This window comes from Thermocrispum municipale DSM 44069 (assembly GCF_000427825.1).
Lineage (GTDB): Bacteria > Actinomycetota > Actinomycetes > Mycobacteriales > Pseudonocardiaceae > Thermocrispum > Thermocrispum municipale.
This window is the reverse complement of the sequence record NZ_ATYT01000023.1, coordinates 1-8,003: the sequence shown is the minus strand read 5'-3', so window position 1 is coordinate 8,003 and position 8,003 is coordinate 1. Positions and strand designations below refer to the sequence as shown.

Below are 8,003 nucleotides of genomic sequence, written 5' to 3'. Positions count from 1 at the left end.
TGCTCCTCACGACTCGAGGGACCGGCCTTACCGCCCTCGGCAACCCCGGCCCGGCCGCCCTCGAGGAACTGGGCCTTCCACCGCGACACCGACTGCTCCGAGACCTTGTTCCGCCGAGCGGCCTCGGCGATCGTCATCTCCCCGGACAGCACGCTCAGCACGATCCGGATCTTGTCCTCCACCGGGAACACCGGGGGACGGCTCATCGTCATACCTCCTGCTCAGGAACCTACATAACCCCTGAGCCACAAAGTCTGACGCGCGACACATGTCGGCCACCGCGTACTCCACCTACGCCAAGAACCTCGACGCCGAGATCCGCACCGATCATCGCGTCGAACGGCTTCGCCGAGATGGCCCGCGTTTCGTGGTCGAGGTGCACAACAGTGAGGCAGTGACCGCGTCCGTTGTGATCGCCGCGAGCGGAGCGTTCGGGCGTCCCTACCGGCCGGATCTGCCGGGCCTGGACTCGTTCACCGGCACGGTGCTGCACGCCGCCGACTACCGCGAACCCACTGGGTTCACCGGGCAGCGGATCGTCGTGGTGGGCGCGGCGAACTCGGCGGTTCAGATCGGAGCCGAACTCGCCGAGCACGCCCGGGTCAGCCTGGCCACCCGGCACCCGATCAAGTTCGCACCGCAGCTCATCCTGGGCCGGGACGTGCACTTCTGGTCCGTGGTCAGCGGATTCGATCATCTGCCGATCGGGCACCTGGTACGCAACCCGCCGCCGATGCCGGTCAACGACAACGGCCGCTACTGCCAGGTGATCGACACGGGCAACCCCGACCAGCGGCGGATGTTCACCGCCATCGACGGTTCCCAGCTCACCTGGGCTGACGGCACCCGCGAACACGTCGACACCCTCATCCTGGCCACCGGCTACCGCCCCGAACTGTCCTATCTCGACGGAACCGGGGCGCTGACCGACGACGGGCTTCCTCTGCAGAAACGGGGGTTGTCGACAACCGTGCCGGGACTCGGCTATGTCGGTTTGGAATGGCAGCGCAGCTTCGCCTCCGCCACCCTGCGCGGCGTTGGCCGCGACGCCCGCTACGTCACGGCACGACTCCTCCGCGCCCGCACCTGATCAACCTGGGGCGTGTCGATGCGATCGATCTCGGAAGGAATCTGACGATGTCCTGGCTTCGTGCGTTCACGGCGGGCTTGCCGAGGTTTCGCCCGCGGGCGAAACATGCTCCCTTGCTGGTGCTCACGGATGTCCTCGCCGTCCTCGGGCACGATCCCGACGCCGCCTGCAACCAGAAGCACAGCACGCCGGATGTGGTTTCTCTCGACAGAATCGCGGGAACGATCGCTCGCCCGCACGACTTCGATCGCACTTTCCGGCCGTTGAACCCGGACGCATGGCGACGTGCGGGGATGGAGCCCCATACGCCTGATCCAACTGGGCGAGCTGTACTTCGTCGAAGACGGGCACCACCGCATCGCATTGGCACACCAACGATCCCAGCACAGCGTCGACGCCATCGTCCGTCGCATGTGCACCGTGCGGTCGGCGCCCGCGACGTTCACTCTCACGACATGAACGACCTGGCAAGCACAAGTACGTTTTGCCGCTAGTTGTGAGGACGGAACTTGTCCGGTGCTGCAAGCGACGACGGCTCGCCGTTCAGGAGTCCGGAATTGTTGGTTCATTCGTGGCGAGGCTCGCGTGGCGTCACCCCGCCGTTTCGTGCGAGCGCATGCGATCGGCGATGTCGGCGACGATCGACTTCGCGGTGCGGCCCGCGCCGATCAAGGTGGCCGAGGCGGAACCGGTCCAGTCCCCGTACCCCAACAGGTACAGGCGTGGCTCATCGACCGACCGGGTGCCTACGGCTTTCGGCACGCCATTCTCGTAGCTCAATCCCAACGGATCGAGATGGCGCAAGGTGGGGTGGAACCCGGTGCACCAGATGATCGCGTCACAGGGCTGTTCGGTGCCGTCGTTCCAGGCCACGCCGTTGCGAGTGAGGCGGTCGAACATCGGGAGGGCGTGCAGCACACCGCGATCACGGGCCTCGCGCACGCTGGGCACCATCACGATGTCCCCGAGTCCGGAGACACCGTCGCTGTCCGTGCCAGCCCGGCGGGCGGCTTCGCGGCGGGTGGCCACGTCGAACAGGACACGGCCGTCCACGTCGTCGGGCATGAACCGGGGTGGACGCTGGGTGACCCAGGTCGTGTCGGCGACCGTGGAGACCGCGGCCAGGATCTGTGCTGCGGAATTACCGCCTCCCACGACGACCACGCGCTGGCAGCGGAACCGCTCCGGCGAGCGGTAGGCGACGGTATGCAGTTGTTCTCCCGCGAACTCGTCGCTGCCCGGGTAGACGGGCAGGTACGGCGAGTCCCAGGTGCCGGTCGCGCTGATGACGATCGAGGTGCGCCAGGTCCCGTGGTCGGTGTCGACGGCCAGCCACGCCCCCGCGTCGTGGACGCCGCGCACGTGGACGGGGCGGTGCACGGGCAACTCGTATCGCTGCTCGTAGTCGCGGAGGTAGCCGACGACGTGGTCGGCGGTGGGGAAGGTTTCGCCGTCTTGGCGGGGCATCCACCAGCCGGGCAGCGGGCTGTACTCGGCCGGGGAGAACAGCCGCAGCGAGTCCCAGCCGTGCCGCCACGCCCCTCCCGGCTGGTCTTGTGCGTCCAGGATGGCGAAGTTCAGGCGGGCTCGGCGCAGGAAGTAACCGGCGGCCAAACCGGCTTGACCACCGCCGATCACGACTACGTCCGCTACCTCGGCCATGTCCTACCTCCGTTTCCGCACGTGGCGTCGAACGCTGGCGAGGGTTGCTAGCAGTTCCGGCCCCCCTGTTTTTCGCAGGCCGCGACGGTGGTGCGGACCTGGGTGCAGGAGGCGCAGCGCAGGATACGAGCTGCCACTCGCGCCGGTTGGTTCACGACGGTCAGACCGACCACACGGCAGGTGACGGGGCGTCGTTCGGGGCGGGCGTGTTCGGCGCACACGCCCGCCCCGCAGTCCATACAGGTCCCCACGACCGGCCGTTCGACGTTGTGCTCTGCGCAGTCGAAGCAGTGCATGACGGTTCTCCTCCCGTGTTCCTGTGAGGACCGTGTCGGCCCGGTACTCCGGGTTAGGTGCCGATGATGATGAGCCACCCGGCCAGTGCGGCGAGTGTGACGAGCAGGACGGGGATGGTGAGCACGATGCCGGTGCGGAAGTAGCGGCCCCAGCCGATGTGCATTCCCTTGCGGTCGAGCACGTGCAGCCACAGCAGGGTGGCCAGGCTGCCGATCGGGGTGATCTTGGGGCCGAGGTCGGAGCCGATGACGTTGGCGTAGACCATCGCTTCGTGGGTGAGCCCGGTGGCGCCGACGGCGCCGATGGCCAGTGCGGCGATGAGCACGGTGGGCATGTTGTTCATGATCGACGACAGCACGGCCACGACCAGTCCGGTGCCGAGTGCAGCGGCGAGCACTCCGTGGTCGGCGAAGAACCCGAACAGCTTGGCCAGCTCGCCGGTCAGTCCCTGGTTGCGCAGGCCGTAGACGACGAGATACATGCCGATGGAAAACAGCACGATCTGCCAGGGCGCTTCTCGGATGACCTTGCCGACCGGGATGCGTCGCGGTCCGGTAGGACGGTCGTCGGGTGTGGCCGGGGCCGCGGCGAGATCGCCCGCGTCGGCGGTGTTGCGCGGATCGCCCACCGGGTGCTGCTCGCCGTTCCCCACGCCCCCTGCGCCCACGGTCGCGGGTCGCGGCTGACGCACGGACTGGGGGAAGGCGAAGGCAGGCTTGCGGGCGGCGACCGCGATGAGGATCAGCGCGCCGGCTCCGGCCACGACCGACAGCGGCACGCCGATGGGGTCGGCGCCGAAGTAGCCGATCAGCAGCAGGACGAGCACGCCCCACCCGGCGCGGAAGGTCACCTGGTCGCTGATGGCCTCCGCTGGCTGGCGCAGGGCGGTGACGTCGTAGGTCTTGGGGATCGAGCGGCGGAAGTACAGCAGCAGCACGCCCAGGCTGGCGGCCACGGAGACGAGGCCGACCGGGACCATGACCGCGGCGAATCGGGCGAAGTCGATGCCGAAGAAGTCGGCGGAGACGATGTTGACCAGGTTCGACACCACCAGCGGCAGGCTGCCGGTGTCGGCGATGAACCCGGTGGCCATGACGAACCCCAGCGATGCCTTCGGGGAGAACCGCAGCGCGAGCATGATCTGCATGACGATCGGTGTCAGGATCAGCGCGGCGCCGTCATTGGCGAACACCGCGGCGATCGCGGCCCCGAGCAGCACGATCAACACGAACAACGCACGCCCGTGCCCGCGTCCCCACCGGGCCACATGCAGGGCGGCCCACTCGAAGAAGCCGCACTCGTCGAGGATCAGCGAAATGATGATCACGGCGACAAAGGCCAGCGTCGCGTTCCAGACGATGCCGACCACGGTGGGCACGTCGGACAGGTGCACCACCGTGGTCGCCAGGGCCACCACCGCGCCGCCGAGCGCGCTCCAGCCGATGCCCAGCCCCTTGGGTTGCCAGATCACCAAGGTGAGCGTGGCGAGGAAGATCAGAATGGCTGCCACAGTCATGGCGTCGTCGTCCCTCCTGTCGAGCGTGAGTCAGAGTCGGTGCCGGTCGGCTACCGGCCACCAGTCGGGTTAGTGCTCGCCGTTCGCGAGAAGTGCCAGTTGTTCGGCACCGACCGGTGTCGTCGCGCGCCACGGCAGCACGGCGGTGCGCTCGGCGTGGTCGGTGGCGACCTCGGCGAGGTAGCGGCGTTCGGAGGCGGCGCGGGCCACCAGCAGCGGGTCGGCGGGGGAGGCCGCGGCCAAGCTCTGGTTGACCACCCAGGCGAACGGCTTGATGCCTGCCCGAGCGAGATCCCCCTGTAGCGCGGCGGCCTCATGCACTGGGGTGGCCTCCGGCAGTGTCACCAGCACGACGCGGGTGTAATCCGGGTCGGTCAGCCGGTCGAGGAGTTCCACGGCCTCGGGTGGTGGCGCCTGGCCAGTCTGCTGGGACAACTGGCGCTGGTAGCTGCGCGAGGCATCCAGCAGCAACAGCGTGTGCCCGGTCGGGGCGGTGTCGACCACGACGATCCGGTCTTGGGCGGCAGCCACGGTGCGGGCGAAGGCGTGGAAGACGGCGATCTCCTCGGTGCACGGCGACCGTAGGTCCTCCACCAGCAAAGCCCGGCCCTGCTCATCGAGATTCGCGCCGGCCTCGGCGAGCACCGCCTCGGTATACGCTGCCGTCTCGGCCACCGGGTCGATGCGCGTGACCTCCAGGTCACCAAGACCGTCGCTCAGCGAGGCGTCCAGATGCGCGGCCGGGTCGGTCGTGGTCAGCGTGACCGGAAGCCCCCGCCGAGCGAGCCCCACGGCGACCCCGGAGGCGACCGTGGTCTTGCCGACGCCGCCCTTGCCCAGCGTCATCACCAGACCGCGGCCGTTGGCGGCGACCTCCTCGATCAGATCCCGCACATGGGTCGCCACCCCGGCGGGCAACATGGCATCCGCTGTGGAGACCGCGCTCGCTGGCGGCATGGGGCGGAGCATGGCGCGTAGGCCCCGTACGCCCAGCGGCAGCTCCGGCAGCAAGGGCACGGACTCGATCTCGGTGACCTCCGCCAACGACGCGGGCATCTGCTCCAGCGCGTCCTGGGCGCGCTGCTGCCACGCCTGCGCCAGGGGATCGTCGTCGCGGGTGGTGGTGAACACGCCGTTGACGATCAATCGCTGGTTGCCGACACCGAGTTCCCGTAGTTCGGCCGACGCCCGCCCGGCCTCCGCGAGTGCTCCCTGCTCGGGGCGGGTCACCAGGACTAGCGTGGTCTGATCAGCGTCGGCCAGGGCGTGCATCGCCTCGGCGTAGCGCTGCTGCTGCGCGCCCATCTCCGCCAGCGGGCCGATACACGAGGCGCCGCCGGGGTTGGTGGCCAGGAAGTCCGACCACGCGCTGGGCAGGCTCAACAGCCGCAGCGTGTGTCCGGTGGGTGCGGTGTCGAAGACCACGTGGTCGAACCGCTCGCGGATCTCAGGGTTGGTCAGCAACGCGACGAACTCGTTGAATGCTGCGATCTCGACCGTGCAGGCGCCGGAGAGCTGTTCTTCGATCTGTTCCACCGCCGAAGCGGGCAAGCTGTCCCGGTACGGGCCGAGGACCTTCTCCCGGTACTGGGCCGCCGCCACGTTCGGATCGAGGTTCATCACGAACAACCCGGCCACCCCGGGTACCGGCCGCGGGTCCCGTCCCGCGGTGGTCTCCAGGACCTCGTCGAGGTTGGAGGCGGGGTCGGTGCTGACCACCAGCACGCTGCGCCCGGCATCGGCCAGTCCGATCGCCGTCGCCGACGCCGTCGACGTCTTGCCCACGCCGCCCTTACCGGTGAAGAACACGAACGGCGTCCGCACCCGGAGCAGACCGCCGAGGACCTGATCGGCGGGCACCGTGCCCACGCTCAGCACTCCCCGCCGCCGCAGCAACCACTGCCGGGATCGGCCTGTTCGATCACCGGCAGGCCAGGGCGCTCGGTGGCCACATCCGTCCACTCGGCCAGTTCCACGCGGGTCGGGTACCGCCCGGAGGTGCGCAGTGCACCGTCGACGAACACAGCAGGCAGGGCTTCTTCGCCCTTGTCCTTCAGCAGCGCGCCGACCTCGCTGTTTTCCACGAACTTGCCGGGCTGGGAGGACAACCCGAACCGGTGGACCTCCACGCCCGCGGAGCCCAGCCATTCCACGTCAGCGGCGAACTGCGTCAACGCCGGGTCCACCGATGGGCCACACACCCCGGTCGAACAGCACATCGCCGGGTCATAAATCTCGACAGACGCCATCACGGACCCCTTCCCGCTGGGAGCACTACCCAGGTGACGCTACATCGACCGAAGCTGATGAATCAAACCAAGCTGATGTGACCACGGACTCATCTGACTTCTGGGCATGAGGAGAAGTATCAAAACAGCAGCTCATAGCTATCGTGAACCATTCGTGCCTTTGCTTGACGGGACACCTTGCTCGGTGCTTTCATCGAACTATGTTGATATCACCCGTTGCTGGGGCTGACGCAGAAGAGGCTCCCGGGCAGGCTGTGGAGGCGCAACCCGACCTTGCCGAGGCTGTGGTGAAGCTCTTCGGGGACCCGCTCCGCGCGGAGATCGTGCGCCTGCTCGCGCGGGAGCAGATGTGCACCTGCCACCTGGTGGACGACACCGGAGCACGGCAATCCACCATCAGCCACCACCTGCGTGTTCTCCGCGAAGCTGGCTTCGTCACCGCTGAGCCGCGCGGGCGGTACACCTACTACCGGCTGCGCCCGGACGCGCTAAGCCTGCTCACCGTCGGCATCGCGAACCTCACCGCGCAGGCACACCGCGCCCAGGCGATCCGCCGCCCCTGTGCCTGAGCCGAGCGCGACGTCCCATCAACAGCACTCGATAGGAGCCCTGACCCCAGCCAAGCAAGCCCCGAGCCAAGACTCGCCCTTCCGAACTCCAGGCGGCTGACCATGTCCACGTCACCCCACCACCACGACGCCGAGGAATACCGGCTGACCGACCCACACGTCACTGAACTCCTCGACCGCGCTACCGCTGACCTGCAACCCCAGTTTCAGGGGATCTTCGGCCCGGAGACCATCCGCGCGGTACTGGACGAGACCTACACGCAACTCAATGCCACCGCGCGGGTGCATACCCACCTCGCGACCCTCGCGACGCGTTTCGCCCGCGAACGCCTCACCTCGATCGCCAATGTCCCGCGTCAAGAATCTGGCTCAGTTTTCTTGGATGAAAGTTGTGCTTGTTGATCTTGCTGGTGGATCTCGATCGGTCGTTGCATGCCGAGTGCCTCGTGGGGGCGGATGTGGTTGAACACGTGCCGGTAGCGCTCGGCCTCGGCGGCGAGGGTCTGCCCGTCGTCGATCTCCATCCGGTAGAGGTGCTCGTACTTCAGCGATCCGAATGCCCGTTCCCGCACGCCGTTCTGGCCGGGTGAGCGACGCCGGGTGCGGATGTGGAGCAGCTC

At 68.0% G+C, this 8,003-nt stretch carries 10 protein-coding genes; 3 read left to right on the top strand and 7 right to left on the bottom strand.

What is annotated here, in order from left to right; all coding sequences use genetic code 11:
- Window positions 1-206 (bottom strand): helix-turn-helix domain-containing protein (locus YWM_RS23920; RefSeq protein WP_156914793.1); only part of this gene is annotated, 206 nt, incomplete at its 3' end.
- 62 nt (window positions 207-268) lie between these two features.
- Between YWM_RS23920 and YWM_RS23915 the strand changes: the two genes are divergently transcribed.
- Window positions 269-1,090, top strand: a complete 822-nt coding sequence (locus YWM_RS23915; RefSeq protein ID WP_245566060.1) for a flavin-containing monooxygenase — start codon at window positions 269-271, stop codon at window positions 1,088-1,090.
- 591 nt (window positions 1,091-1,681) lie between these two features.
- Here the strand turns inward: YWM_RS23915 and YWM_RS0115225 are convergent.
- From YWM_RS0115225 to arsD, 5 genes are all read right to left on the bottom strand, one after another.
- On the bottom strand, window positions 1,682-2,752 hold the full coding sequence (locus YWM_RS0115225) for an ArsO family NAD(P)H-dependent flavin-containing monooxygenase (RefSeq protein WP_028851439.1): 1,071 nt from the start codon (window positions 2,750-2,752) through the stop codon (window positions 1,682-1,684).
- 47 nt (window positions 2,753-2,799) lie between these two features.
- Window positions 2,800-3,048 carry a DUF2180 family protein gene (locus tag YWM_RS25750; RefSeq protein WP_084612437.1) on the bottom strand — a complete coding sequence of 83 codons (249 nt, stop codon included), beginning with the start codon at window positions 3,046-3,048 and terminating at the stop codon, window positions 2,800-2,802.
- Between the two features lie 53 nt (window positions 3,049-3,101).
- The gene (locus tag YWM_RS0115220; RefSeq protein WP_028851438.1) at window positions 3,102-4,565 is read right to left on the bottom strand and encodes an arsenic transporter; all 1,464 of its coding nucleotides are present in this window, start codon (window positions 4,563-4,565) and stop codon (window positions 3,102-3,104) included.
- Between the two features lie 69 nt (window positions 4,566-4,634).
- Window positions 4,635-6,434 carry an arsenical pump-driving ATPase gene (gene arsA / locus YWM_RS0115215; RefSeq protein WP_245566059.1) on the bottom strand — a complete coding sequence of 600 codons (1,800 nt, stop codon included), beginning with the start codon at window positions 6,432-6,434 and terminating at the stop codon, window positions 4,635-4,637.
- A 2-nt stretch (window positions 6,435-6,436) separates the two neighbouring features.
- Window positions 6,437-6,814 (bottom strand): arsenite efflux transporter metallochaperone ArsD, encoded by a 378-nt coding sequence (arsD, locus tag YWM_RS0115210; RefSeq protein ID WP_028851436.1) that lies wholly within the window; start codon window positions 6,812-6,814, stop codon window positions 6,437-6,439.
- A gap of 287 nt (window positions 6,815-7,101) precedes the next feature.
- Between arsD and YWM_RS0115205 the strand changes: the two genes are divergently transcribed.
- A complete protein-coding gene (locus YWM_RS0115205) occupies window positions 7,102-7,383 on the top strand; it encodes an ArsR/SmtB family transcription factor (RefSeq protein WP_245566058.1) in 282 nt (93 codons plus the stop codon).
- Window positions 7,384-7,485: 102 nt separating this feature from the next.
- Entirely contained in the window at window positions 7,486-7,785 is a 300-nt protein-coding gene (locus tag YWM_RS25745; protein WP_245566057.1) for a three-helix bundle dimerization domain-containing protein, read from the top strand.
- Here YWM_RS25745 and YWM_RS23905 read toward each other — a convergent pair.
- Window positions 7,740-8,003, bottom strand: a 264-nt coding sequence (locus YWM_RS23905; RefSeq protein WP_028851434.1) for an integrase core domain-containing protein, incomplete at its 5' end; no start/stop codon positions are given. The genes YWM_RS25745 and YWM_RS23905 overlap by 46 nt on opposite strands.

What these genes read in the sequence shown, in the direction of transcription:
- YWM_RS23915 (WP_245566060.1), top strand. Translation starts at nt 269, where the DNA reads ATGTCGGCCACCGCGTACTCCACCTACGCCAAGAACCTCGACGCCGAG.
- YWM_RS0115225 (WP_028851439.1), bottom strand. Translation starts at nt 2,752, where the DNA reads ATGGCCGAGGTAGCGGACGTAGTCGTGATCGGCGGTGGTCAAGCCGGT.
- YWM_RS25750 (WP_084612437.1), bottom strand. Translation starts at nt 3,048, where the DNA reads ATGCACTGCTTCGACTGCGCAGAGCACAACGTCGAACGGCCGGTCGTG.
- YWM_RS0115220 (WP_028851438.1), bottom strand. Translation starts at nt 4,565, where the DNA reads ATGACTGTGGCAGCCATTCTGATCTTCCTCGCCACGCTCACCTTGGTG.
- arsD (WP_028851436.1), bottom strand. Translation starts at nt 6,814, where the DNA reads ATGGCGTCTGTCGAGATTTATGACCCGGCGATGTGCTGTTCGACCGGG.
- YWM_RS25745 (WP_245566057.1), top strand. Translation starts at nt 7,486, where the DNA reads ATGTCCACGTCACCCCACCACCACGACGCCGAGGAATACCGGCTGACC.